Here is a 24,830-nt window from a genome sequence, read left to right as displayed (position 1 = left end):
CGAAATGCCTGTGAATGCCCTGTTCCGTGACGATTTTTATCTTTCTACCGCAGAAGCGATCGTCACGGCGGTGCATGAGGATGGCGGCATCGAACTGGACCAGACCTGCTTTTACGCCACATCCGGCGGCCAGCCCGGCGATAGCGGCTTTCTCGAAAGGGCTGACGGATCTCGCATCGAGCTCGGCGTCACGAAAAATGGTGCCGACAAGAGCGTGATCGTCCATGTGCCACTCGAAGGCCAGCCTTCCCCCGAGATCGGCGAGAAGCTGACCCTGCATGTGGACTGGCCGCGTCGCTACAAGCTGATGCGCATGCACACTGCCTGCCATTTACTCTCTGTTGTCTGCCAGTGGCCGATCACCGGTGCGGCGGTCGGCGAGGACGAATCGCGTGTCGATTTCGACATGTCGGAGACCATCGAAAAGGATGAAGTGACGGCAAAGCTGATGGAGCTGGTGAAAGCCAACCATCCCGTCTTCCTGCAATGGATCAGCGACGAGGAGTTGCAGGCCAATCCGGGCATCGTCAAATCCAAGAATGTGCGCCCGCCAATGGGCCTCGGCCGGGTCAGCCTCGTCTGCATCGGCGAGAATTCCAGCATCGACAGCCAGCCCTGCGGCGGAACCCATGTTTCCGAAACGCAGGAAGTGGGCGATATTCACATTGCCAAGATAGAAAAGAAGGGCAAGGAGAACAGGCGGTTCCGCATTCGTTTCGGCGCGCCTGAAGCTGCTGCCTGAAATCAGGAGAGACATCGTGAGCACGGATAAGAGCCGTTTCGTCGTTTCGGCGGACTGGGTGGAAAAACAACTCGGCACGGCCGGGTTTCGTGTCGTTGATGCGTCCTGGTATCTTCCGGCGCACAAGCGCAACGGCGCGGAGGAATATGCCGCCGGCCACCTGCCGGGTGCCGTGTTCTTCGACCAGGACAAGATCGCCGATCACACGACCGGCCTGCCGCATTCCCTGCCCTCGCCGGAATTCTTCGCGCAAGAGGCCGGCGAACTTGGTCTTAGCGAGAATGATACGATCGTGGTCTATGACGGCCCCGGTTTCTTCTCCGCGCCGCGTGTGTGGTGGATGCTGCGGGTGATGGGCGTGCGCAAGGCCTATGTGCTGGATGGCGGCCTCGACGGCTGGAAGCGCGAAGGCCGGCCGCTTGAAACCGGCACACCGGAGATCGAACCCGCCACCTTCACACCCGATTTCAACGACAAGCGCGTGACCTCGCTATCGACCATGCGCGGCATCGTCGATAGCGGTGAAAAGCAGATTGCCGATGCCCGGGGTGCCGGACGTTTCACCGGCGACGAGGCCGAGCCGCGTGCCGGCATGCGCTCCGGCCACATGCCCGGCGCGCGCAGCCTGCCGGCGATGGCCTTTTCCGACAACGGTCACTTCAAGGATCTGACCGCCATACGCAAGATGGTCACCGATGCCGGCATCGATCTTTCCAAGCCAGTGGTGACAAGCTGTGGCTCGGGCGTCACCGCCGCCGTCGTTACGCTGGCACTGGAATCGCTCGGTCATCACGATAACTCGCTCTATGACGGCTCGTGGTCGGAATGGGGTGGGCTCGAAGATACGCCCGTCGTCACCGGCGCTGCCGATCCCCTGCCCGTCATTTCCCATGGCCCGCTGAAGGCGCATGTGACACAGCTGGAAATGACCGCACCGCCAAAGGTCAGCCTGCCGATCCCGGTCAACCTCCAGACGGCGCTGATGCGGGTCAATAATATCCCCCTGCACTTCTACCGCTATCTCTACTGGCGGGTGGGGAAACGCTGGCATTGGCAGAAGCGCATGCGCATGAGCGATGCCGAGCTTTCCGCCATCCTGCGCGATCCGAAAAACAGCGTCACGGTTCTCTATATGAACGGCGCGCCCGCCGGTTTCTTCGAACTGAACAAGGCGAGCGACGAAGTGACCGAGCTTTCCTATTTCGGGCTGCTCGAAGAGGCGATCGGCGCGGGCGTCGGCAAATGGTTCCTTCTGCAGGCGCTTTACGCCGCCTGGCAGGACAACCCGCAGCGGGTGACGGTGACCACGAATACGCTCGACCATCCGCGCGCATTGCAGCTTTACCAGATGATGGGCTTCTCGCCCGTCGGCACCTATGAGGCCTGGGTGGAACCGCTTGCCGATACGGAGCTTCTGGAAATTTCGCTGCGTAACTGAGGGTGTGGCTCTCCCAGCCTGCCGCATATACCGCTCTCAATTAGGGTGCGCCCGACCCCACTCCCTCATTCCTGTGCTCGTCACAGTAATCCAGTCAGCCCAAGTCCTTGGGCTGAAAAGACTCTCTCGTCGCGCAGACGCGCGTCCGCTGGATTCCTGTGACAAGCACAGGAATGAGGGTGGAGGGAAACCTCAGCACGTAAAGCCTATGAGCAGCAATCAAACCTTCTCGATAATCAGATGCGTTGCGCCCTCGCCCGCCACCGTTCCCGTGCAGCGATAACCAAGTGCTGGCAAATCCAGCCCTTCGAAAAGCTGCTCTCCCTTGCCGAGAAACACCGGTGCAAGCGCCAGATGCAACTCATCGATCATGCCCGCCGCCATATATTGCCGGATGGTCGAGACGCCGCCGCCGATGCGGACATCCTTGCCATTCGCAGCTGTTAGCGCCCGATCGAGCGCTGCCTCGATGCCATCGGTGACGAAATGGAATTCGGTGCCGCCCTTCATGGTGAAGGAAGGGCGCGCATGGTGGGTCAGGACGAAGACCGGGACATGATAAGGCGGCTCCTCGCCCCACCAGCCCTTCCAGCTTTCATCCGGCCATGCACCACGCACGGGACCGAACATGTTACGGCCTAGGACCCAGGCGCCGATATTCTCGAAGCTCTTTTCGGAAAAATTCTCGTCCGTCCCGGTCGAGCCACCCTCCTTGCCGAACATGCGGTGGAAGGTGCGTGTCTTGAAGGCCCATTGATGCAGCTCTTCGCCCTTAACGCCCAAGGGGTTCTGCAGGCTCTGGTCCGGTCCTGCGCCATATCCGTCAAGCGAAATGGCGAAATTGCGAACGACGACCTTCGGCATGGCATTCTCCTCCATCAGGGAGGCCAGCTCACCAGCGTTCGGCAACCAGCCTCAGATTTCGCGTTCCAGATTGACGGCCGTGGGGATCTGCCCGCCGGCCGCGCCCTTGTCTTCCGTGACGCTGTTCAGGAGATGATCGGCGATCAGCTCCGCCTGGAATTTACCAAGCTCGTAGCAATAGGTGATTTCGCGCTTTTCGGCCGACCAGTAGACATCGGGACGGCCGCAGGACTTGGCCGTCAGCTTGACGTCGCCCTTCAGGCCATAACCACTGAAACTTCGGCTGATGAGATCGAGAACCTTCGATTCCTTGACCATGATGGCATAAGGCTCGAGTTCCGGATCGCGCGGCGGCACGTAGCTGACGGAAAATTTCGAGGGTGTCTGGCTGCGGTGAGGCGCGAGGAAATTCTCCCAGGCCGAGGCTACACCCGGATAGGAAGCAACACATTTGTCGAATTCGGTATTGGGAAGCCCCATCATCGCGGCCAGATCGCCATAACCGTCCTTGTCGCGGCCCACCATCAGGCAGGCCATGTTGCGATCCCGGCTCCTGTCCGGCACCAGCGCGGAAAAAACGGGGGCCTCATGCTCGGGCAAGGTCTCCGCCTCGCGCGCCAGATACCAGCTGTCGGTGGCATTGACGAGTGCGGTATCGAGCCATTCCTCGTTCGCCTGGAGAATCAGCGTGCCGGCCAGCTGATCGGCCGGCGACTGGACGCTTGCGGTCTCCGCCGTCCCGAAATCCGAAATCAGCATGCGCGCACCCTCATGATAGAGCGAGAAGATCGCGTTGCCGATGACGAAATTGACCGACTGCTGCAGTTGATCGTCTGAGAGGCCATCAAGACCGGAGGCAACCTGCGCGCCCGCCTCGATCGGAAGCGTCAATGAAACGAAAGCCAGCGGAACGGCGGCCAGAAAACGACGCAACATAAAATCAGACCTTCCGGAAACGAGGAGCGCCACTGATTCCCGAAGCTAACGAGTCACGCAATGGGCTGGTTGCATCACTTGTCAAGAATCGGGTGGATAGTGCTCCATTTCGGGATCATAGCTGCAAACAAGCAACGCCGATCCCAATCCAAGAGGCCCCGCCATGACCGATCTCGTCTTCACTGCAATGCCGGCTAAGGAAGCTGAGGCCTTCCGGGCGGGTGCTCCCGACGCCTATGGCCTCATGCCGGAAAAGGCCGTTTCGCCGGGCGGCATGCCCTGCCGCCACTGCCTGTCGCAGATCGGTGAAGGCGAAGCGATGCTGATCCTCGCCTACCGGCCCTTTCCCTCGCTTCAACCCTATGCGGAAACCGGGCCGGTCTTTCTGCATGTGCAAGCATGTAAGCGTTATCCGCAGACGGCGGCCGTTCCGCCGATGCTGGACAGCCCGAATTATATCGTGCGCGGATATGGAGCCGACGACCGCATCGTCTACGGCACCGGCGCGGTGACTGCGACGGGTGAGATCGTGTCGCGGGCGCGGCATCTTCTTGAGCGTGCGGATGTCGCTTATGTACATGTGCGCTCCGCCCGCAACAATTGCTATCAGTGCCGTATCGATACAGCATAATCGGCAATTACCTGCAATTTTAACTGAAGAACTAAATGGCTCTCAAGCTTTCCGCAGCATGATGCATGGTATCGGAAACAAATTGATTTGAGCAGCAACATGACAAACAACCTCAATATGGCGACCCGCAGTGCAGCCCGCAGCAAGACGAGGATCTTCGCGACGGTGTTTTATTTCAGCCAGTCCACCCGCGGCCGTGTGGTTGATCTTTCCGCCACCGGCATGGCTCTCGAACTGGACGGACCTTTCGCCGCCGCCAAGGGCAGCCGGGTCAAGGTGCAGAGCGACGATCTGGGCTTCATCGAGGGTGTGGTGCAGTGGCAGCACCAGAACCGCCTCGGCCTGCAGCTGAAGCTTTCCACCAACACGCTGGCGCAACTCACCTCCTATTTCCGCTTCTTCCACGAAGAAGTGAAACCGACCCTCGCCCGCTGATCGCTTGGTGCCGAAACCAGAATGCGCCGACATGTCCGTCGCGCTTCCCTGACAAAAAATTTATCAAACGGTTGAAAACAGGCCCGACTGTCACGGGCTTGTCATTTTGGTGATGGACTCCTCGGCGATTGCTTCTACCCTGTCGTTTTCCTGACAGAGCAAGCTTCATCCGAAGGAGTTCCCATGTCGTCGCTTCTCGCTCTCCACCCCATCACCCGCCGTTCGCTTCTCGGCGGCATTGCGGCCTCTTCGGCACTGGTGTTGCTGCATCCCTTTGCCGCACGCGCAGCGGCCAATCAGGCGCATCTGCGCATCATGGAAACGACTGACATCCATGTTCACGTCTTTCCCTATGATTATTACGCCGACAAGCCGAACGACACGATGGGACTTTCGCGCACCGCCTCGATCATCGACAAGATCCGCGCCGAGGCCGGAAACTCGATGCTGGTGGATAATGGCGACTTTCTGCAGGGCAACCCGCTCGGCGACTATATCGCCTATGAGCGCGGCATGAAGGCCGGCGACAAGCATCCGGTCATCAACGCCATGAACGTGCTGGGCTATGATTGCGGCACGCTTGGCAACCACGAATTCAATTACGGTCTCGACTATATGTCGAACACGCTGGCGGGCGCCGGTTTCCCCTATGTCTGCGCCAACCTCACCAAGGGCCAGCTCGCTTCCGATCCAAAAAACGACGAGCTGTTCTTCAAGCCCTATGTCATTCTGGAAAAGCAGATCCGCGATGGCGGCGGCGTGACGAGCCCGGTCAAGGTCGGCATCATTGGCTTCGTGCCGCCGCAGATCATGATGTGGGATTCCAAGAACCTCGAGGGCAAGGCCCAGACGCGCGACATCGTCGAGGCGGCGAAAGCCTGGGTGCCTGTCATGAAGGAAGAAGGCGCCGATATCATCATCGCCCTTTCCCATTCCGGCATCGACGGCAAGGGCCAGACGGAGCGCATGGAAAACGCCTCGCTTTATCTGGCCGCCGTTGAAGGCATCGATGCCATCTTCACCGGCCACCAGCATCTTGTCTTTCCCGGTCCGAAGACCTGGGACGGCATCGAGGGTGCCGATGCGGTCAAGGGCACGCTGATGGGCAAGCCGGCGGTCATGGCCGGTTTCTGGGGCTCGCATATGGGCCTCATCGACCTCTTGCTCGAAAAGGATGGCAAGAGTTGGAAGATCGTCGACTTCACCTCTGAGGCCCGGCCGATCTATCACCGCGATGACAGTCGCAAGGTCGTCGCCGATTTCACTGACAAGCCGGAGGTTCTCGCCGCCGCCAAGACTGACCACGAGGCAGCGCTTGCCTATGTGCGCCGTCCCGTCGGCAAGACGTCCGCGCCGCTCTACTCCTATTTCGCGCTGGTGGCTGATGATCCGTCCGTGCAGATCGTCTCCAACGCCCAGACCTGGTACATCAAGGACATGCTGAAGGAAGGGCAATATAAGGATCTGCCGGTGCTCTCCGCAGCAGCGCCCTTCAAGTCTGGCGGTCGCGGCGGCGCGGATTATTATACCGATGTCCCCGCCGGTGACATCGCCATCAAGAACGTCGCCGACCTCTATCTCTATCCCAACACGGTGCAGGCGGTGCTGATCAACGGCGCGCAGGTGAAGAACTGGCTGGAAATGTCGGCCGGCATGTTCAACACGGTAGAGGCCGGTGCCAAGGACGCGCCGTTGCTCAACGCCGACTTCCCGTCCTATAATTTCGATGTGATCGACGGCGTCACCTATCAGATCGACATTTCCAAACCGGCGAAATTCGACAAGGACGGCAAGGCGGTCAATCCCGACAGCAACCGCATCGTGAACCTCCAGTTCAACGGCAAGCCGATCGATCCCGAGCAGAAATTCGTGGTGGCCACCAATAATTACCGCGCGAGCGGCGGCGGTAAATTCCCCGACATCGCCGGTGACAAGGTGATCTTCGTAGCGCCCGATACCAACCGCGACGTGATCGTGCGCTATATCATCGATCAGGGCACCATCAATCCGTCCGCGGATGCCAACTGGTCCTTTGCACCGGTGGCCAATACCACGGCAATCTTCGAGACCGGCCCCAAAGGCCGCCACTATGCGGCGGAAATCAAGGGCGCGAAAATCGAGGATGCTGGTGACGGTGCGGAAGGTTTCGCGAAGTTCCGTCTGGTTCTCTAGGGAACACGACTCTCCCGGTGATACATCGGCGGGAGAGCACTTCTTCAGAACCGATGCGCCAGACCGACTATCGCCGTGCGGTGATCGCGCCGAGGCAAGGGCCCTACGCCGCCGCTTGTTCCATCTCCCTGCCGGGGAGGAGAAGCAAGCGGCACCTTCTTGATCCAAATATAACGGTAGTGGCTGCAGCCAATGTCACTCCGCGGCGACAGCCATTGTCCTCTGCTTGCTCGCCTCCAGCATCCCGTTGAAATCCTTGTGGTTCGGGCAAGCCGACAGGCGCTCTTGGAAGGCTTGCGCGAGCCACTGGCCGGCGGGTCCAGCCGGTGAATCGACGCGCCGCAGCGTGAAGAGCGGATATTCGCCCTGCTCATAGGCTTCTAGTTCAAGCGCCTTCAGGCTGCCATTGGTGAGATCATTCCGCACGATCGAGGCAGGCAGACCGCCCCAGCCGAGGCCACCCTTGATGAGCTGGTATTTGGTGGCGATGTCGCTGACGCGCCATGTCTTGTAGGACAGCACGTTGAAATCCCGTCCCTTGGTCAGGCCGGAGGCATCCGTCACCACGAGTTGAACCTCCTCGCGCACGTCAGCGAGAACCAGCGGCCGCTCGATCTGCGCCAGCGGGTGATCGGCCGCAACCACCGGCAACATGAAGGAATGGCCAACCTTTTCCATGACGAGGTCATCGTCCTGGCGCAACACCGCCCCGCCGATGCCGATGCCGGCCTTTCGGGAAAGCACCATATCCATGACCATGCCCAGCTCGCCGACATTGAGGCTGAGCGTGACGGTGGGGAACTGTTCGCGAAAATCCCGCAACACGGCGACGACTGCCTCAGCCGGCACCATGGTGCTGATGGCGACGGAAAGCTCCGCTTCAAGGCCCTGCTTCAGCCCCTTGGCACGGGCGCGCATTTCCTGCAAACCGGCAACGATGCGCCTTGCATCCTCCAGCATGGCGCGGCCCTCATCGGTCAGCTTGGGCTGGCGCACGCCATTGCGTTCGAACAGAACCACCTCAAGCTGTGCCTCAAGATTGGCGATGGTGTAGCTGACAACCGACTGAGCGCGATTGAGCGCTCGTGCGGCGGCAGAAAAACTTCCGGTCTCGGCAACCGTCAAAAACACCTGCAATTGATCGAGCGTCGGGTTCGCGTCCATGTGCCATCCATTTCATCGATAGATTGCTTCCACATTATCACGGTTTTCTTGATGGCAGTAATTTTTCATATAGAGCGCAAAGGCAGGGCATCGTGCTCTCCCGCCCTCCCAAGGCGCCCGTCAATTCATCGCATAAGCAAGGAAAAGACCATGTCCAACATTCTGCTCATCACCTCCAGCCCGCGCGGCGACGAGTCCGTTTCGAACAAGTTCGCCGGTGAACTGGCTGGCAAGCTGAAGGCCAAGTCGGCTTCCAACACCCTTGTCCACCGCGATCTCGCCGCTGATCCGATTCCGCATCTCGACACCGTCAAGACCGCCGCGATCCGCAAGCCCGCCGACCAGCGCACGGCCGAAGAATCGGTTGCTGCCGATTACTCCGACAAGCTCGTCACCGAGCTTCTGGCCGCCGACACTGTCGTCATCGGCACCGGCCTCATCAACTTCAACATCTATTCCGGCCTGAAGTCATGGATCGACAACGTCGCCCGCGCCGGCCAGACCTTCAAATACACCGAAACCGGCCCGGTTGGCCTCGCCACCGGCAAGAAGGTCTATATCGTGCTGGCCGCCGCCGGCGTTTATTCCGAAGGCCCGGCCGTTTCGATGAACCACGCCGTTCCCTACCTCAAGACCGTTCTTGGCTTCATGGGCATGACTGACGTGGAAGTTATCTATGTCGAAGGCCTGGCGTTCGGCCCGGAAGCCGTCGAAAAGGCCGTTGCTGCTGCCGAAGCCAAGGTCGAAGAACTAGCGCAGGCCGCCTGATTCCCGTTGAATGAAGGCTGATGCGGGCTATCGCCGGCATCAGCCGACCCACATGCCATGACGGCCGTGGACCTGGTCCCGGCCGTTATTTTTTGCCGCGTAGAGCCACGCATCGGCCTCCGATAAAAGCGCGCGGAAAAGCTGCCCATCCTCGAAGGCGGTAGCGACGCCGATACTGACAGTCAGCGGCGAACCGTCCGGCCGTTGCAGCTCCGCGAGGACCGCCACCCGGAGACTGGCCGAAAATGCAAGCGCTGTTTCATGCGTCATCGCCGGCAGGAGCGCGACGAATTCCTCGCCGCCGAAACGGTAAAGATGTCCCAGCGGCTGCACGGCGCGTTTCAGTACGGCGGCGAATTCCCGCAAGATCTCATCGCCCTGCAGGTGCCCGAACGTGTCATTGACGGTCTTGAAATGGTCGATATCGACGATCAGCACGCTGACCGGCCGCCGCTTCTCCAGGCACTCCACGACGAGGGAGGGCGCATCAAGTTCCATGCGGGCGCGGTCCGATACGCCGGTCAGCATATCGCGTCCCGAGCGGGACAAAAGCTCCTCATAGCGTTCCCGGAAGGTCAAGTCGTTGAAGACATCGGCAACGCTGCGCCGTGTCAGAAAGCGGCCCTTGGCCGCTGTCAGCCAGAGATAGGTGGCAAAGAGCAGCGAATAGATGCCGACCGCCGCCATCTTCGCCTTCCAGCCATCGTAAAAGACATCAACAGGTGCGTTGAACAACAACCGCAACGCCCCATAAAAACCCGCCTGATCGAAGCTCAGGATAACGACGCCGCAGATCGCGAAGCGCAGCACGATATGGCGCTGCAGATAACGCCCGAGCTTCTCGTAAAACAGGATGATGGCGATGGCGTCGATGTAGAGAAGGCTGGTTCCCCAGACCATCAGGATGCCCATCTCATCGAGAAAGCCGGTACTGACCGACTGGCCGGGAACGATCGCCACCGTTTGGTGAAAACGGATGATCTGCGCCATGATGACGGTCAATATATTGCCGAGAAACAGGCCGTATATCGGCTGTCGCACCACGGCGGCATCCTCGCGCATATAGAGCATGAGGATCATCATCAGCTTGCCGGCAAAAAGGATCGAGGAGCCGGGCGATGCCACGCCAAAGGGCAGCTGCACGTAAAAAACGGCGGCCAGATAGGTTTCAAGGAAATGCATGACGCCCAGCGCGGTGAGAAAAACACCGATGCCGAGAATATGCCGGTAATGAAGGAATGCCGTCATTACCGAAAAATAGACGATGGCCTCCGTCAGAAAGAGGGCCAGATTTGCCCATTGCATCGGCACACGCCCTATCGATCCATATCGCGCTGGTTGATTGACGCGACTCCACGCCCTCTAGAGCAATTGCTGTGAACGCGGTTCACCGGAATTGCTCTAACTCTTTGTTCTGCGCATTTCCGGACGCAAAACCGAGTACACTTTTGCTGGAAATGCTCTAGAAACGATAGGCCGAAGCAAACAACGGAATCTTAATGTCCGGAGCAAGAAAACGTCATCATTTTCCTGGGAAAAGTGATGCGCCGTTCTGATCGATGATGAGTTTCGCCTTGCGGATCGTGAACTCCACCGCATCGTCCAGGCTGGTGAAGACATCGGCGCGCACGAATTCATGCACCAGCACTTCGTCACCGGCCTTTTTTTCGATACGGCCCGCCAGGCGGAACTGGCCGCCTTCCTTGATCGGGGTCGCATAGATCAGATAGTCGCCATGCGCATGCGGCTCGGCCTGCGCCACCTTCTGCGGCGCGTCGGAAGACGGCTGGCCGGAGCCGAAGGCCGAGAGGATTTTGGAAAAAAACGATGCCATGGCTTTCACTCCCTCAATCAATATCACGTTTGAAGGGCGGAGGTGATCCGCCCTTCCCTGTCGTTCGTTCCCGATCAGATGATCAGGTTCGACAAGATGTCGTTTTCGGTAATATCCTCATAGCCGAGACCGGCTGCCTCGAAGCGCTCCAGCAACCCGGCGAAGTTTTCCTGCGCATTGGTCTCGATGCCGATCAGGATCGAGCCGAAATTGCGGGCGGATTTCTTCAGATATTCGAAACGGGCGATATCGTCGTCCGGACCGAGCAGATTGAGGAAATCGCGCAGCGCGCCGGGGCGCTGCGGCAGGCGCAGGATGAAGTACTTCTTCACGCCGGTGTAACGCATGGCGCGTTCCTTGACGTCCGGCAGGCGCTCGAAATCGAAATTACCGCCGGAGACCACGGCGATGACCGTCTTGCCTTCCAGCCTCTCGCGGCCGAGCCTTTCCAGCGCGGCGATGGACAGGGCGCCCGCAGGCTCCAGCACCACGCCTTCTAGGTTCAGCATCTCGATGATCGTCACGCAGATCGCATTTTCCGGGATGAGCATCACCTGCTCGGCCGGAAAATCCTTCAGCGCCTTGAAGTTCAGGTCGCCGATGCGGGCAACGGCGGCACCATCGACAAAATTGTCGACCTTGTTCAGCGTCACCGGTTCGCCACGTTCCAGGCTCTTTTTCAGGCTGGGCGCGCCTTCCGGCTCGCAGAACACGAAGTTCTCCTTCTTCACCGTGCCGGCCAGAAACCCGGTCAGGCCGGCCGAAAGACCGCCACCACCGACAGGCATCACGACGATGTCAGGTTTGGTGCCTTCGGGCAGCTGGTCCATGATCTCGGCGGCGACCGTCGCCTGGCCTTCGATAATATCCTCATGGTCAAAGGGCGGAACCATGTAGCCGTCATGGTCCTGCACATGCTGACGCGCAGCGGCGTAACACTGGTCGAAGATATCGCCCACCAGACGGATCTTGATGAACTCTCCGCCAAAGATGCGGGTTTTTTCGATCTTCTGCTGCGGTGTCGTCACCGGCATGAAAACGACGCCGTGAACGCCGAAATGGCGGCAGGCGAAAGCAAAGCCCTGGGCGTGGTTGCCGGCGGACGCGCAGACGAAAACCTTGTCCTTGCCAGCCTTGGCCACCGCCTTGCGGAGAAAATTGAATGCGCCTCTAATCTTGTAGGAACGAACCGGGGACAGATCCTCACGCTTCAGCCAAATCGATGCGCCATAGCGACGGCTGAGATGTTCATTCAACTGCAGCGGCGTTTCCGGGAATATCTCCCGCACTTCCCGCCGCGCTGCTTCCACAAGCTGCTTGTCCACGATAGTCAATCCATTGAAATTCATAATGGCACCCGCTATGCCATAGGAAGGCGTCGGAGACAAAGACTCATTTCAGCGCGGCCACGAACTCTGGGTTTCATTTCTTGAACAGCAACCTCCTGCGCTCCGTCATCTATGTGGCGTCCATCTTCGGGCTCTACCTTGCAACGGCCATGTTCCTGCCGGCGCTGACCGATCTTTATTACGGCAATGACGACTGGATGGTGTTTGCGCTTTCGGGTTTCATGTGCGGCGGCTTCTCGCTGGCCTGCGCGCTCGCCACCCGCGGCCCTATCACCTCCTTCAACAAACGTTTCGGCTTCCTGCTCGTCAACCTGCTGTGGCTGGTGTTTTCCATCGTCGGCGCGGTGCCGCTTTACCTGTCCGAACTTGGTCTGACGCCCGGTCAAGCGCTCTTTGAATCCGTTTCCGCCATCACCACGACAGGATCGACCGCCATATCCGGGCTAGACCACGCGCCGCAGGGCATTCTCCTCTGGCGGTCGCTGCTCTGCTGGCTCGGCGGCATCGGTATCGTCGCACTCGGTCTCTTCATCCTGCCGTTGCTGCGCGTGGGCGGCATGACCTTCTTTCGCATGGAGTCTTCCGATACCGGCAACGACCGGCCCTTCGCGCGGCTGGCAAGCTTTACACGGGCTTTCGTGGCGATCTACATCATCATGACGCTCGCCTGCACCATGGCCTATGACTTTGCCGGCATGTCACATTTCGATGCGCTGAACCATGCCATGTCGACGGTCGCGACCGGTGGGTTTTCCACCCACGACGCCTCCTTTGCCTATTTCAACAATACCGCCCTGCTGTGGATTGCCACCATCTTCCTGATCTTCGGCAGCCTGCCCTTCTCAGTCATGATCCTGCTTGCGGTGCGCCGCCGGCTGGAGACGCTGCGTGACCCGCAGATCGCCGTCTTCCTTGGTTATCTCTGCGCGATCTCGATTGCGGTCGGCGTTTATCATCATTTCAGGAACGGCGTGCCGCTGGACGATGCGCTCAGCCATTCCTTCTTCAACATGACCTCGATCCTCTCGACCGGCGGTTTTGCGAGCGATGACTATACGCTCTGGGGGCCCTTCGTCGTTGTCGTCGCCTTTTTCGCGACGTTCATGGGCGGCTGTTCCGGCTCGACGGCGGGCGGCATCAAGGCCTATCGTTTTCTCATCATGTTCAACGTGGTGCGGGCCGGCCTCAAAAAACTGATCTATCCGAACGCCGTCTATTCCGTGCGTTATGGCCAGCAGGTGGTCGATCCGGACACGATCCGTACGATCTTCCTTTTTGTCAGTTGTTTTATCGCCCTGTGGATCGCCGGTAGCCTTGCCATGAGCCTGATGGGTTATGATTTCCTCACCGCCACCTCGGCCGTTGCGACCTCGCTTGCCAATGTCGGCCCGGGTATCGGCCCCATCATCGGCCCGGCCGGCAATTTCTCCACCATCAGCGAACCGGCGCTCTATCTCCTGTCCGTCCTGATGCTGCTCGGGCGCCTGGAAATCCTGACGGTGCTCGTGCTGCTGATGCCGATTTTCTGGCGCAGCTGATCCGGCGAAACAGATGTTGCGCAGGGGCGAATAAAGCGCTTGACCTTCCCACGTTGGAATAGTTCAGGCTCCACCTGTTATAATTCCAAACCATGGAGAACCGCCTATGTGCACCGCTCATCAGCATCATGCCGAAACCACCACCGCACCTGATAATGCAGGCCTTTCTTTCCACGTTGAAGACATGACCTGCGGTCACTGCGCCGGCGTGATCAAGGGCGCGATCGAAAAGACCGTTCCCGGTGCTGCTGTGCATGCAGACCCTGCAAGCCGCACGGTCGTGGTCGGCGGCGTCTCCGACGCGGCACACATTGCTGAAATCATCACCGCCGCTGGTTATACGCCGGAAGCGCGCGCCTGATCCGAAGAGATACCGGCGGCGGCTTTTCCATGCGGCCGTCGGTTTGCCCTATGCCCGAGTGCACGCTCCATTTGCGTGACGCCGTTGGATGCCTTCAACGATCGCTCCATCCTTCCCGGCAGATATCTTCTCCTCTTCATCGGACAAGACGGCAGAACGTTGCGCCAATCCAAAACGGTGCCGCCGCGCAATATCGGTCGTGACAAAACCCCGCGCTTGCTGCCGGGCTTATGCGCGTGCAAGAGCGGGGAACATTGATCGGGTTTTCAAAGTCCGGACTACGTCTTTGTGGAACCCGGCTCCTGGGAGCCGGGTCTTTTTCATAACGTCGATCTACTTGATCGACAGTTCCTTCGTCAGCACGAAATAGTTGATCGGGTGCGGTCGGAAATTTTCGAGTTTCTCGGAATAGGCATCGAACACGGTCTCGTGGACGAGGAAGACCGAGACGGCATCGTCATAGATCTTCTTCGCTATCTGACCGTAGATCGCGTAACGCTTCGCTGGTTCGACTTCGGCATAGGCGGCCTTGATCAACTTGTCCGTTTCTTCATTGCAATAATGCGAGATGTTGTACGTTCCGGTGCAGGAATAGTCGGCGTTGAGATATCCAGCCGGCTCGATGACGTCCGTGGCGTAACCACGGGAGAGCAACACCATGTCGAAGTTGCCGGCGAGAAGGTCGGGCTCGATCGCGCTATATTCTGCGACGCGGACATCGACCTTGATACCGATCTCCTCCAACTGCGCCTGAATAATCGCGGCCACATCTTTCAATTCGGTCTTCATCGTGTAAGCAAGAATGGTGACTTTCAGGCTGCCCGGCGCGATGCCGGCTTCCTTGAGGAGAGACTTTGCCTTTGCCACGTCATAGGTCGATGTGGGTTCTTCCGCCGCCCAGGGCTGCCCAGGCGCAAACGGCATGCTCGCGCTTTTGACCTTCTCTTCGTAAATGCTGCTGGCGATGCCGGCGGCGTCGATTGCCGCACGCACGGCCTCACGAACCTTTTTATCTTTGAACGGTGGCCTGGAATTGTTCAGCAGCAACTCTGTAATGCGCGGCACTGAAATAGCGGCGACCTTGACACCCTTTGTGGATTCGATGGTTTTGATCGACCAGGGGGGCACCAGACGAGAAATCTGCACTTCGCCCGTCCTTATCTGGGTGGCGCGAGTGTCGGCGTCGGGAACGAAATTGACGCGACCACCGTCCAGTTTCGGCATGCCACCCCAGTATCCGTGGTTGGCCTTCATGACCATATATTGGTTGGGATCGACCTCCGTGATCTCGAACGGTCCGGTGCAGGTACCGATCGGATTGATCTTGCCGTCTTTATAGGCCGATGGCGCAAGGATGGCGGTGGCGGGGCTTGCCAACTGCGCGGGCAACAGCACCGATGGTTCGATCGTCGTCACCTTCACAACATCATCGCCAACGGCTTCCACCCCAGCGATCTGTTTCGGCGAAAAGGCGCGGGCAGGAACGGATGCCTTCAGAAGAAGGGTGAGGGCATTAACGGCCGCAGCGGCATTAAAGTCTTCGCCGTTCTGGAATTTAACGCCCTTGCGCAGCTTGAACTCCCACACCTTCGGTTCCGTTTGCTTCCAGGATTCCGCAAGTGATGCCTCCAGCCTCATGTCGAAGCCAATTCGGACCAGGCCTTCGTAACACCCCACGCGCATGCCGAGAGTAGAGTCATCTGACGCCATCTGCCACGCAGCTTTCACGGCGTAGTTATCGTCATAAGTAACGGTGCCGGCATTTGCGGCATTAGCCCCAAAAGCGCCGGCAATGGCGCAGGTGGTTAAAAGTGCGTGCTTTATCATTGGATAATTCCCCTTATTTTTGATGATGACGCTCACAATTCAATTACTATAAAGTATATTATTCCTTCTATTATAAACGGCGAAAATATCTATTGGCGGATACGATAAAATATCCGTCTTAATTACATCCATACTATGTTTTTGTATTCGGAATTTTATTCCGATATTATTTTACGTACGCACTATTCAACTGTTTTTCATATCGTTTGAAAAACATTCAGTACGCTGTTTCTCAGCCCAATTCCCGCCAGCGGTGGCACCGCGCGAAATGCTCCCCGGAAACGCCTTCCAGAACCGGCTCCACCTCACCGCAGATCGCGGTCGCATATTTGCAGCGGGTGTGAAACTTGCAGCCACCCGGAGGATTGAGCGGGCTCGGCAGATCGCCGTCGAGAAGCATTTCGGGCGCATATAGTCCGGTCTCGTCAAGCATCGACGAGGCGATGAGAGCTTTGGTATAGGGGTGCTTGGGCGCCCGGAAAAGCTCTTCGCGATCAGCGATTTCAACGATGCGTCCGAGGTACATCACCGCGATGCGATCACAGAGATAACGCACGACGCGCAAGTCATGGGAAATCATCAGAACCGTCAGGCCGTGACGGCGCTTCATGTCCATCAGGAGGTTCAGAATCTGCGTCCGCATCGAGGCGTCGAGTGCCGATGTCGGTTCGTCACAGACAAGGAAACTCGGATTGAGAAGAAGCGCGCGGCCGATGACGACGCGCTGCAACTGGCCGCCGGAACACTGGTTCGGATACCGATCATAGAAGGAACCGTCCAGACCGACTTCCTCCAGCATGCGGAAGACACGCGCCGTGCGCTCCGCGCGGGTGCCGATACCGTGCTGAGCAAGCGGCGCCTCCATGCTCTGGCCAATGCGCATACGCGGATCGAGCGCGGAATAGGGATCCTGAAACACCAGTTGCACGACCCGGCGCACGCGCCGCAACGCTTCGCCCTGCATATGCAATATGTCGTGATCCCCGATGCTGACCTCACCCCGCGTCGCGTGCGTCAGGCGCGTGATCAATCCGGCAACGGTGCTTTTGCCGCATCCGGATTCGCCGACGAGGCCCAGCACCTCCCCCTCGCCGATCGTCAGGGAAACATCGTCCACGGATTTCACCACGCGGTGACCGAGGCCCGATATGGGATAATATTTGCAGAGGTTCTTCGCGACCACATAGGGTCGGCTGCCGTTCTCCGCCGATGGTGGCATCTGTGTCATGGCTTTGGAAAACATCATCGCCTCCTTCAACAAACCGCATGGCTGGAATGGTCGTGATCGGCATGATCGTCGCCGACTGCCCAGCACCGCGCCTTGCGCCCTTCAGGCAAGGCGTTCAAAGCCGGTTCGGTCGCCATGCAGCGGCCTCCCATGCCTGCCGACTTGGCAAGCGCGCAGCGCGGATGAAACCGGCAGCCGCAGGACATGTCATGGGCCTGTGCGCTTGAGCCGGGGATCGTCAACAACTGTCCCTCGCTGTCCGTGGTCAGCAGGGAGCAACTGATGAGCGCCTTGGTATAGGGGTGCTGCGGCGCCTTCAGGATCGCCTGCGTTGGCCCCTCCTCGACGATGCGGCCGGCATACATGACCGCGATCCGGTCCGCGAAAGCGGCGACGACCGAGAGATCGTGGGTGATGAGTAGCGTTGCCAGCCGGCGCTTGCGACGTTCATCGTCCAGCAGGCGCAGGATTTGTGCCTGCACGGTGACATCGAGCGCCGTCGTCGGCTCATCGGCGATCAACAGCTGCGGATTGCCCGACAATGCTGCGGCAATCATCACGCGTTGCGCCATGCCGCCGGAAAGCTCATGCGCGAAACATTGCGCCCGCGCCGAGGGGTCGGGAATGCCGACATCGGACAGGAGATCGACGACCCGGTTCAGCGCCGCGCTTCGGCTCATCTTGCGATGGATCCAGAGCGGCTCGGCCACTTGCGTCCTCACCCGGCTGGTCGGGTCCAGCATGGCCTGCGGCTGCTGGAACAGCATGCTGATATCGGCGCCGCGCAGCGCATCGAGTTCGGAGGATGAAAGAGCGAGAATGTCGCGTCCGGCAAAGGAAATACGGCCGGAATCGATTTCCACGCCCTGCGGCAGAAGCCGCATCAGCGACAGAGCCGTCATGCTCTTTCCCGATCCGGATTCGCCGACAAGAGCGACGACTTCACCGGCATTGACGGAAAGCGTCAGGCCCGAAATAACAAACTTGCGGCCATTTGGCGTCGGCACCGAAACGTGCAGATCCTCGATTTCCAGAAGCGGTGCGCGCTCGGGAGACAGGGCAGTGTTGGCAAGCGTTTGCCCTTCGATATTCATAAGAGTTCCCCTTATTTTTATTGAATCGGAGGCATTTGCGTATTCATGCGGCTTCAGACGATATTACTCTCCTTCCGGCCCTGCGGCCTCATCTATGTTTGACATTAGTCAAATCTGTCCTTGCCTGTTTGCAGGCATCAATGATTGTTCGTTTTCTTCGTTTCCAGGTTGAGGCCATGGCCGATCCACGTCACGCTGAGTGCCGACAGGAAGATCGCGAGACCCGGTGCGATGACGAGAATTGGCATGCGCTCGGCATAGGCCTGTGCATCTGACAGCATCAGCGCCCAGTCGGCGGCCGGCGGCTGCACGCCGAGCCCCAGGAATGACAAACCGCCTACTGTGATCAGCTTGTGGCCAAATCGCAGGAACGCCACGGCCGCGATCGGCCAGATCGTATTGGGAATGATATGCCGGAAGATGATGAAGCGCCGCGTGCAGCCTAGCACCTCCGCGGCGCGGATATATTCGCGGGAATTGATCGCGAGCGTCAGTCCCCGCGCCAACCGCGCAAAAGGCGTCCAGCCGACGATCGTTAGCGACGCGATCAACGTTCCGTATCCGGGACCAAAGATGGCGACCAGGAAAATCGCAATCACCACATCGGGTATGGCGATAAGCAGATCGACCACGCGCATCAGCACTTCATCGAGGATACCGCGGCTGCGGCCGCTGATGATGCCGATGAAGGTTCCAATACCGACCGACAGAATGACAGTGATAGCGGCGATCGTGACTGTGAAACGGCCGCCGATCAAGAGCCGGCTCAGGACATCGCGACCGAGATGATCTGTTCCAAGCCAATAGGTGGCGCTCGGCGCATTCAGCCTGAGGCGAAGGTTCTGCTGTGCCGGATTATAGGGCGAAATCCAGGGCGCGATCACCAGGAGCAGGACGATGGCGAGAAAAATTGCCGATCCCGCATAGAAGGTCCAGTGCCGCCGGCGGATGAAATCCGTGAACCGGGAGAGTGTCGACGGGCGTGTGGGCAAGGTCATGGGCATGGCGGCGGCAGGCGCGCTCGGGAAAAGACTAGTGGTCATGTTGACCTCGCATGGCTGGATTGATCAGAACATAGAAGCTGTCGGCCAGGGTATTGACCAGGATGGACAGGGCCACGATGCAGATGAAACCGCCCTGCAGCATCGGGATGTCGCGATTGATCACGGCGTCGTAGAGGAGCCGGCCCATGCCGGGAATGGCGAAGATCACTTCCACCACCACCGATCCGCCAAGCAAGCCCGCAAGCCACAGCGCAAAGAAGGTGACCACCGGCAGCGAGCCGTTGCGGATGCCGTGGCGCATGACCGTGCCATGCATGCCAAGGCCGCGGCTGCGTGCCGCCGTGATATAGGGCGCGCGCAAGACCTCGGCCATGGCGGCACGGGTGACCTGGGTGAAATAGGCGAGCGGCCGCAGTGTCAGGGTCAGCGCAGGCAGCACCAGCGAACGCCAGCTGTCCCATCCGGCCGAGGGCAACCAGCCGAGATAAAGCGCAAAGACCAGCGCCGACATGGGCGCAAACCAGTATTCCGGTGTCGCGACGAAGGTCTGGATCATCAGTGTCGCGAAATTGTCGAGCCGTCCACCCGGGCGCATGGCCGCAAGCGTGCCGAGCGGCAGCGCCACGGCGACCGCGACGGCCAATGCCGTCAGCGCCAGGGTCACTGATACGCCGAGAGAGCGCAAAAGCTCGTTGGCGACAGGCTGACTGCTGGTGAAAGAAAAACCGAGATCACCGCGCAGTGCATTCCACAGCCATGTGAAATATTGCACGTAAAGCGGCCGGTCGAGCCCAAGACTGACCCTCAACGCCTCCACCGCGTGCGGATCGAGCGCGGTATCGTGCATGCGCGAGAAGAGGATGGTGCGTGCCGGATCCCCGCCCGTCATATAGGGCAACAGAAACGCGATGATGGAGACAATGGCCAGCATCAGGCACAGAATAAAGAAGCGCTGTATTATCTGTATCCACATGGCCTGCTCTCCTTCATCAAGATTGGCAGTTTACACTGCATTCGGTGCCCGCTCCCCAAAAGGGAACCGGCGGCTTATTTCGCCTGGCGCTGTAAATCCATCGCCGGGCCTGATGTCCCCTTCAGCATGCCGGTGCGTTTGGGCACGACGGCAACCGCCGAAAATTCGAGGTCTTCCGCATGGGCGAGGTCATGAATGATCGGGCACTCCGGCTCACCATTGTCAGGGCAATAGGTCGCGAGGTTCCGGAGCGTATCGGCCATTTCCCGCAGCGTATCCATCTTCGCTTCCAGGTCGATGACATGTTCCATGACGATGCGTTTGACATCGCAGGAGGCGCCGCCCGGATCGCGCCAGAGGGTCATGAGTTGCCTGATCTTTTCGATGGAAAAACCGAGATCGCGTCCGCGCCGGATAAAGCGCAGCGTTTCCAGATCATTGGCCGTATAGACCCTGTAGCCGGAATCCGTGCGATTTGCCGATTTGATCAGGCCGATCATCTCGTAATGCCTAATCATCTTTGCAGAAACACCGGAGGCGGTGGCGGCTGTGCCAATGTTCATCGATCCTGCTCCTATCTTTCCGGGGTGAAAAATACATCCGCATGAATGTCGGCCGTCCGCATGCCGCGCGCCAGCAGCTGCGGCACCGTTGCCTCGATCATGGCCGGCGGGCCGGCAATATAGGCTTTCCAGCCATCGAGATCGTCGAAATCATCCGCCACCGCGGCGCCGACATAACCGCGACGGATATTGGCATGGTCCTCATTCGAGAGAACCGGAACGAAGCTCAGATTGCCGTGCCGGGTGGTGAGGTCCTGAAAACGGTCGAGCATATAAAGGTCGCGCTCGGCGCGGGCGCCGAAATAGACGTGAACCGGGCGTTCACGGCCGGTTGCGAGCGCCGCTTCGACCACGGCCTTTACGGGGGCAAGCCCCGAGCCGCCGGCAATACCGAGGATCGGTCCGCAATGTTTTTCCCGCAGGAAGGAGGAGCCAAAAGGCCCCACGATCGTGACGGGATCACCCGCCCTGGCGAGCGAGAAGATGCGGCCGCTCGTCATACCGCCGGGAACATGCCGGATGTGAAATTCAATCAGCTCCTCGTCCACCCTGCTCGCGATCGAATAATCGCGCGGCGAAGAGTCCGGATAAAGCAGGCGCACATATTGCCCGGGTTTGAAGGTGAACTGCGCGCGATCCTCGAGCCTGATGCGGATGAGCTTGATATCATGGGTCGCATCCACCGCTTCCTCAACCACACCCTCGAAACGGCCGGTCGGGATATCGGCAAATTCATCCTCGCCGTCGAGCCAGCCGATCGTCACGTCGCTCGCGGGCACGGCGCGGCAGGCAAGAGTGAGGCCTTCTGCCTTTTCCTCTTCGGTCAATGAGAACGGTGTATGCTTGAGAAGATCGATCTCACCGGAGATGAGGTGCGATTTGCAGGCGCCGCAGCGACCCATGCGACAGCCACGCGGATAGGCAATGCCGGCGGCGAGCGCGGCCTGAAGCACGGTCTCACCCTCAGCCGCCATGATGCTGCGGCCGATCTGTGGCAGATAGATTGTGTTGCCAGGCATCACCACATCCGCCTCCTATTCCGCCGCTGCGAGCTGCAGGTCGGACGATCTGTCCACCAGCGGTGCACGGAAGCTTTTAAGACGCAGCGCATTCGTCAATACGAAGACGCTGGAAAGCGCCATGGCTCCGGCAGCAAGGACTGGCGACAGCAGAACGCCGTTGACAGGATACAATATGCCGGCCGCCACGGGAACAAGCGCGGCATTGTAAGCGAAGGCCCAGAAGAGATTCTGGCGGATATTGCGGATCGTCGCCTTGGAGAGAGCAATCGCGTTGGCAACACCGCGCAGATCGCCGGACATCAGCACCACGTCGGCACTTTCAATCGCGACATCCGTGCCCGTGCCGATGGCAAGCCCGACATCGGCTGCGGCAAGCGCCGGCGCATCATTGATGCCGTCCCCGACAAAGGCGACCCGTCGCCCGCCGGCGGCTAGCCTCTTGACCGCCTCAACCTTGCCGTCGGGCAACACTTCGGCCACCACCTCGTCAATGCCGAGGCGACGGGCAATGGCTTCCGCCGTGCGGCGATTGTCACCCGTGATCATCGTGACCTTGAGGCCCAGCGCATGCAGCGCCGCAATCGCCTCGGGTGTCGTCTGCTTGATGGGATCGGCAACGGCGATGATCGCGGCCAGCCGGCCATCGACGGCGGCATAAAGCGGCGACTGCCCTTCCCTGCCCATCCGCTCGGCATCCGTGGCAAAGGCCCCGACATCATAACCGAGTTTCACCATGAACCGGTCAGCACCCGCCTCTACCCTGCGACCATCGACCGTCGCCGCGACACCGAAGCCGGGGGTCGCCTCGAAAGCTTCAGCTTCGGCAAGCGTCAGGCCACCATGTTTTGCAGCCTCGACGATCGCCTCGGCAATCGGATGTTCAGACCGGTTCTCAAGCGAGGCGACGAGCCGCAGCACCTCATCCGCATCGAAACCCTGGGTCGTATTAAAATGCACCAGTTTCGGCTTGCCGAGTGTCAGCGTGCCGGTCTTGTCGACCGCGATGACATCGGCGTCACGCAGCGTCTGGAGCGCATCGCCGCGCCGGAACAGCACGCCCATTTCGGCGGCGCGACCGGTGCCGACCATGATCGACGTCGGCGTGGCAAGGCCCATGGCGCAGGGACAGGCGATGATGAGAACCGCAACCGCGTTGACGAGCGCGAAGGTCAAGGCCGGATCGGGTCCAAAGACGAACCAGACGGCGAAGGTGACAAGTGCCGCCAGCATCACGGCTGGCACGAACCAGTTGGTCACCTTGTCCACCAGCGCCTGAATGGGCAGCTTGTCGGCCTGCGCTTCTTCTACCATGCGGATGATCTGCGCGATCAGCGTATCGCTGCCGACCTTGGTGGCGCGGAAGGTGAAGGAGCCATTGCGGTTAACCGTGCCACCGACGACCTCGGAACCCTCGGTCTTGGTAACCGGAACCGGCTCACCCGTGATCATCGATTCATCGACATAAGAAGATCCGTTGAGAACCAGACCGTCGACCGGCACTTTCTCGCCGGGGCGAACGACGATCACATCGCCCGTTCGCACGTCCTGAAGAGGCACATCGATGGTTTCGCCGTCGCGCAGCACGCGGGCCGACTTGGCCTGAAGACCGACGAGCCGCTTTATCGCCTCGCTGGTGCGGCCTTTGGCGCGCGCTTCAAGGAAACGGCCGAGCAGGATCAGCGTGACGATGACCGCCGCGGCCTCATAATAGACATTGGCCGTGCCGCGCGGCAGGATTTCGGGCAGGAAGGTCGCGACCACCGAAAATCCCCAGGCGGCGGCAGTGCCCAGCACCACAAGCGAATTCATGTCCGGCGCGAGCCTCATAAGGGCGGGTATGCCCTTCTTGAAGAAGCGCAGGCCGGGCCCGAATAGGACCAGCGTGGTCAGTACGAATTGCAGATACCAGCTTTTCCGCATGCCGACCGTTTCCATGACGAAATCATGGATGGCAGGCACCAGGTGCGAACCCATTTCCAGCACGAAGACCGGCAATGTCAGGACAACGGCGACGGCAAGGCTGATTTTCAGACTGCGCATGTCCGCTGCGCGCCTGTCCTGTTCCGCATCGCCGGCTTTGTCGGCGACGATCTCTTTCGCCTGATAGCCCGCCCGCTTGATCGCCTCCGCCAGAGTGGCGGCGGAAGCGGCATTGCCCGCCACACGAATGGCGGCGCGCTCGGTCGCAAGATTGACGCTTGCATCGGAAACGCCGGAAACAGCCTTCAGCGCCTTTTCGACACGTCCGACGCAGGAGGCGCAGGTCATGCCTTCAATATCGAGTTCGACGGTTTTTTCTTCGACGCCATAACCCGCATGCCGTACAGCGGCAATCACGGCGGGCACATCAGGTGGTCCGGAAAAGGAGATATCGGCACGCTCCGTCGCAAGATTGACCGAGGCCTTCAAAACGCCCGGCACCCTGGCGATCGCCTTCTCCACACGACCCACACAGGAGGCGCAGGTCATGCCGTCGATCGCAATCTGATGACTGGCCCGGATCTCCATTTGTGACATGCGCATGACCCCTCTTTTCTTGTGTTAAAAAAAAGATAGGGCTTCCCATCGTGGCAAGGTCAAGAGGTTCTTTTGGGTGATTTTCGAAGAAATGTGCCGCTTGATTGAGCAGGCTTATTTTTTGGGCGCTGCATTGGGAGTGAAGGCAACTGAAGCCGAATAGCAATCACGCCCTGGCGATCTGTCCTCGCCGCATCTGCGTTGAACGGGCGCACTCTGTTGTGGATGAAGGTGGTGCGGACGGCGGGACTTGAACCCGCAAGACCAATGGTCGGCAGATTTTAAGTCCCCTTGGGTGACGATACTGTCTGATCAAGCCGTTGATAACGCTCCGGTTTTAGCTACGCCCGAAGCCTATACTTGTCGTGAG

22 protein-coding genes are annotated in these 24,830 nt (G+C 59.5%); 8 read left to right on the top strand and 14 right to left on the bottom strand.

Features of this window, described 5'->3' with window-relative positions:
- The first annotated feature begins 4 nt into the window (after positions 1–4).
- Both ATU_RS06010 and sseA read left to right on the top strand, forming a co-directional pair.
- Positions 5–742: an alanyl-tRNA editing protein gene (locus tag ATU_RS06010; protein ID WP_010971477.1), complete on the top strand. Its 738-nt coding sequence runs from the start codon at positions 5–7 to the stop codon at positions 740–742.
- 16 nt (positions 743–758) lie between these two features.
- A complete protein-coding gene (gene sseA / locus ATU_RS06005) occupies positions 759–2,180 on the top strand; it encodes a 3-mercaptopyruvate sulfurtransferase (RefSeq protein ID WP_010971476.1) in 1,422 nt (473 codons plus the stop codon).
- Between the two features lie 219 nt (positions 2,181–2,399).
- Here sseA and ATU_RS06000 read toward each other — a convergent pair whose 3' ends face one another.
- Both ATU_RS06000 and ATU_RS05995 read right to left on the bottom strand, forming a co-directional pair.
- Positions 2,400–3,044 (bottom strand): dihydrofolate reductase family protein, encoded by a 645-nt coding sequence (locus ATU_RS06000; RefSeq protein ID WP_010971475.1) that lies wholly within the window; start codon positions 3,042–3,044, stop codon positions 2,400–2,402.
- Positions 3,045–3,095: 51 nt separating this feature from the next.
- A complete protein-coding gene (locus ATU_RS05995; RefSeq protein WP_035256526.1) occupies positions 3,096–3,980 on the bottom strand; it encodes a DUF4344 domain-containing metallopeptidase in 885 nt (294 codons plus the stop codon).
- A gap of 163 nt (positions 3,981–4,143) precedes the next feature.
- Between ATU_RS05995 and ATU_RS05990 the strand changes: the two genes are divergently transcribed.
- The 3 genes from ATU_RS05990 to ATU_RS05980 all read left to right on the top strand — a co-directional run bounded on the left by ATU_RS05990 (position 4,144) and on the right by ATU_RS05980 (position 7,218).
- Complete coding sequence (locus ATU_RS05990; protein ID WP_010971473.1) at positions 4,144–4,611, top strand: DUF1203 domain-containing protein; 468 nt, start codon at positions 4,144–4,146, stop codon at positions 4,609–4,611.
- A gap of 99 nt (positions 4,612–4,710) precedes the next feature.
- The gene (locus tag ATU_RS05985) at positions 4,711–5,046 is read left to right on the top strand and encodes a PilZ domain-containing protein (protein WP_010972652.1); all 336 of its coding nucleotides are present in this window, start codon (positions 4,711–4,713) and stop codon (positions 5,044–5,046) included.
- A gap of 183 nt (positions 5,047–5,229) precedes the next feature.
- Positions 5,230–7,218 (top strand): bifunctional 2',3'-cyclic-nucleotide 2'-phosphodiesterase/3'-nucleotidase, encoded by a 1,989-nt coding sequence (locus ATU_RS05980; RefSeq protein ID WP_010971472.1) that lies wholly within the window; start codon positions 5,230–5,232, stop codon positions 7,216–7,218.
- 195 nt (positions 7,219–7,413) lie between these two features.
- Here the strand turns inward: ATU_RS05980 and ATU_RS05975 are convergent, their stop codons facing one another.
- Positions 7,414–8,382 carry a LysR family transcriptional regulator gene (locus ATU_RS05975; RefSeq protein ID WP_006312781.1) on the bottom strand — a complete coding sequence of 323 codons (969 nt, stop codon included), beginning with the start codon at positions 8,380–8,382 and terminating at the stop codon, positions 7,414–7,416.
- A 150-nt stretch (positions 8,383–8,532) separates the two neighbouring features.
- Between ATU_RS05975 and ATU_RS05970 the strand changes: the two genes are divergently transcribed.
- Positions 8,533–9,150: an FMN-dependent NADH-azoreductase gene (locus tag ATU_RS05970; RefSeq protein WP_006312782.1), complete on the top strand. Its 618-nt coding sequence runs from the start codon at positions 8,533–8,535 to the stop codon at positions 9,148–9,150.
- 39 nt (positions 9,151–9,189) lie between these two features.
- Here the strand turns inward: ATU_RS05970 and ATU_RS05965 are convergent, their stop codons facing one another.
- The 3 genes from ATU_RS05965 to ilvA all read right to left on the bottom strand — a co-directional run bounded on the left by ATU_RS05965 (position 9,190) and on the right by ilvA (position 12,333).
- Complete coding sequence (locus tag ATU_RS05965; protein ID WP_010971471.1) at positions 9,190–10,455, bottom strand: GGDEF domain-containing protein; 1,266 nt, start codon at positions 10,453–10,455, stop codon at positions 9,190–9,192.
- 217 nt (positions 10,456–10,672) lie between these two features.
- Positions 10,673–10,984 (bottom strand): HlyU family transcriptional regulator, encoded by a 312-nt coding sequence (locus ATU_RS05960; protein ID WP_006312784.1) that lies wholly within the window; start codon positions 10,982–10,984, stop codon positions 10,673–10,675.
- 74 nt (positions 10,985–11,058) lie between these two features.
- Positions 11,059–12,333: a threonine ammonia-lyase gene (gene ilvA / locus ATU_RS05955; RefSeq protein ID WP_010971470.1), complete on the bottom strand. Its 1,275-nt coding sequence runs from the start codon at positions 12,331–12,333 to the stop codon at positions 11,059–11,061.
- 80 nt (positions 12,334–12,413) lie between these two features.
- Here ilvA and ATU_RS05950 point away from each other — a divergent pair, with 80 nt between their 5' ends.
- A complete protein-coding gene (locus ATU_RS05950; protein WP_006312789.1) occupies positions 12,414–13,871 on the top strand; it encodes a TrkH family potassium uptake protein in 1,458 nt (485 codons plus the stop codon).
- 106 nt (positions 13,872–13,977) lie between these two features.
- Positions 13,978–14,232, top strand: coding sequence for a heavy-metal-associated domain-containing protein (locus tag ATU_RS05945; protein ID WP_010971468.1), 255 nt, complete (start codon positions 13,978–13,980; stop codon positions 14,230–14,232).
- A gap of 333 nt (positions 14,233–14,565) precedes the next feature.
- Here the strand turns inward: ATU_RS05945 and ATU_RS05940 are convergent, their stop codons facing one another.
- The 8 genes from ATU_RS05940 to ATU_RS05905 form a co-directional block, all read right to left on the bottom strand.
- Positions 14,566–16,059: an ABC transporter substrate-binding protein gene (locus tag ATU_RS05940; protein ID WP_010971467.1), complete on the bottom strand. Its 1,494-nt coding sequence runs from the start codon at positions 16,057–16,059 to the stop codon at positions 14,566–14,568.
- Positions 16,060–16,291: 232 nt separating this feature from the next.
- Entirely contained in the window at positions 16,292–17,302 is a 1,011-nt protein-coding gene (locus ATU_RS05935; protein WP_035256780.1) for an ABC transporter ATP-binding protein, read from the bottom strand.
- An 11-nt stretch (positions 17,303–17,313) separates the two neighbouring features.
- Entirely contained in the window at positions 17,314–18,381 is a 1,068-nt protein-coding gene (locus ATU_RS05930) for an ABC transporter ATP-binding protein (protein WP_010971465.1), read from the bottom strand.
- A gap of 137 nt (positions 18,382–18,518) precedes the next feature.
- Positions 18,519–19,424: an ABC transporter permease gene (locus tag ATU_RS05925; RefSeq protein WP_006312798.1), complete on the bottom strand. Its 906-nt coding sequence runs from the start codon at positions 19,422–19,424 to the stop codon at positions 18,519–18,521.
- A complete protein-coding gene (locus tag ATU_RS05920; protein WP_006312799.1) occupies positions 19,414–20,358 on the bottom strand; it encodes an ABC transporter permease in 945 nt (314 codons plus the stop codon). Before ATU_RS05920 ends, ATU_RS05925 begins: the two co-directional genes overlap by 11 nt.
- Before the next feature lie 74 nt (positions 20,359–20,432).
- Entirely contained in the window at positions 20,433–20,921 is a 489-nt protein-coding gene (gene cueR, locus ATU_RS05915; RefSeq protein ID WP_010971464.1) for a Cu(I)-responsive transcriptional regulator, read from the bottom strand.
- A gap of 11 nt (positions 20,922–20,932) precedes the next feature.
- Positions 20,933–21,940: a 2Fe-2S iron-sulfur cluster-binding protein gene (locus ATU_RS05910; protein ID WP_010971463.1), complete on the bottom strand. Its 1,008-nt coding sequence runs from the start codon at positions 21,938–21,940 to the stop codon at positions 20,933–20,935.
- 15 nt (positions 21,941–21,955) lie between these two features.
- Positions 21,956–24,460, bottom strand: coding sequence for a heavy metal translocating P-type ATPase (locus ATU_RS05905; protein ID WP_035256774.1), 2,505 nt, complete (start codon positions 24,458–24,460; stop codon positions 21,956–21,958).
- Positions 24,461–24,830: the final 370 nt, after the last annotated feature.

Origin of the sequence: Agrobacterium fabrum str. C58, from assembly GCF_000092025.1 — a bacterium.
GTDB classification, from domain to species: Bacteria; Pseudomonadota; Alphaproteobacteria; order Rhizobiales; family Rhizobiaceae; genus Agrobacterium; species Agrobacterium fabrum.
This window is presented reverse-complemented; position numbering and strand designations above follow the sequence as displayed.